Source organism: uncultured Flavobacterium sp. (assembly GCF_937967675.1).
Taxonomy (GTDB): Bacteria; Bacteroidota; Bacteroidia; order Flavobacteriales; family Flavobacteriaceae; genus Flavobacterium.
This window is the reverse complement of record NZ_CALBSN010000048.1, coordinates 1-1,585: the sequence shown is the minus strand read 5'-3', so window position 1 is coordinate 1,585 and position 1,585 is coordinate 1. Positions and strand designations below refer to the sequence as shown.

1 protein-coding gene is annotated in these 1,585 nt (G+C 29.0%); it reads left to right on the top strand.

All coding sequences use genetic code 11. From position 1 onward, the window contains the following. Positions 1-776: GlmU family protein (locus tag Q0075_RS03335; RefSeq protein ID WP_297868275.1), on the top strand; the 776-nt coding region annotated here is incomplete at its 5' end. Positions 777-1,585: the final 809 nt, after the last annotated feature.

Sequence of the window (1,585 nt, the reverse complement as noted above, 5' to 3'; positions counted from 1 at the left end):
CAAAAAATGATGCCGCTATTCGTGAAGATTTTGAATTGTTAACCGAAGATAGATTCTCTCAACCGATTCCAAAAAGCGTCAACGTAATTGCTCCTGAAAATATTTTCATTGAAGAAGGAGCGAAGTTAGAATTCGTAACTTTAAACGCTTCAACTGGACCAATTTACATCGGGAAAAATGCTGAAATTATGGAAGGTTCGGTTATTCGTGGACCTTTTGCTTTGTGCGAAGAAGCGCAAGTAAAATTAGCAACAAAAGTTTATGGAGCAACAACTGTTGGGCCACATTGTCGCATTGGTGGCGAAGTAAATAACTCGGTTTTATTCGGATATTCAAACAAGGGGCATGATGGATTTTTAGGAAATTCTGTTTTAGGAGAATGGTGTAACATTGGTGCCGATTCGAATAATTCCAATTTAAAAAACAACTATGAAGAAGTACGTTTGTGGAGTTATGAAACCGAAGGCTTTGCCCGTACAGGTTTACAATTCTGCGGATTAATGATGGGTGATCACAGTAAATGTGGTATCAATACGATGTTTAATACGGGAACGGTGGTTGGTGTTTCGACTAATATTTTTGGTTCTGGATTTCCAAGAAATTTTGTGCCAAGTTTCTCATGGGGTGGCGCTTCTGGATTCACCACTTACATTACTAAAAAAGCTTTCGAAACCGCTAAAATTGTAATGAGTCGCCGTCATGTAGAATTTACGGAACAAGATGCTAAAATTTTAGAATACGTTTTTGAAGAAACGAAGAAATATAGGAAAGAATAAATCTATTTTTTAATTATGAGTTTTTTTTTTAAACATATAATTAATTATAAGAATTAAATTTATCTAATCCACTAATTTAGTTCCAGCTATAATAAGAATTTTTATTTCTGTAGGGGGACAATAAAGATTTTTTTCATTAAAGCCTAGTTTAAACTAGGCTTTTTTTTTAATATAAAGCAATCAAAAACAGGAAAATATTGTTGTTTTTTAAAATTATGATAAAATAATTTCACTTATAGCTATTTTCTTTGTGAACTCATTTTCTTGCTATACTTTAGCTGTGTAATAATAAGAATTTTTATTTCTGTAGGGGGACAATAAAGATTTTTTCACAAAGGTCTAATTAAAATTAGACCTTTTTTTTTACTTCTTTTCAGTGTAATTTTATATATGCGTATTTTTTTTTAAAATAAAGCTACTTATTTATTTTTTGTTATCCTACTTCTTTATCTTCGAATAAGTAATAAATATTTTTTATCTGTTGGGGGATAATGAAATTTCGATAAGGTCTAATATTTTATTAGACCTTTTTTTATTTAAGATGTTTTAATTACACTTATTAATAAAATTGATACAGTTATTACTTTTGAACTGATACAATTAAAAACCTTTCATAATTTTGGTTCAAATAATAGTAAAAGATTTTATTTCTGTAGGGGGAAATTAAAGTTTTTATGAAAGGTCTAAACTAAGTTTAGACCTTTTTCTTTTTAATTAGTATTATTAAATAAATTAATGTTTGTAAATTTGCATTCTCAATTTTTTGACAACGATTTCATTAATTGAGTTTTACTTATGGAAAACAAGAA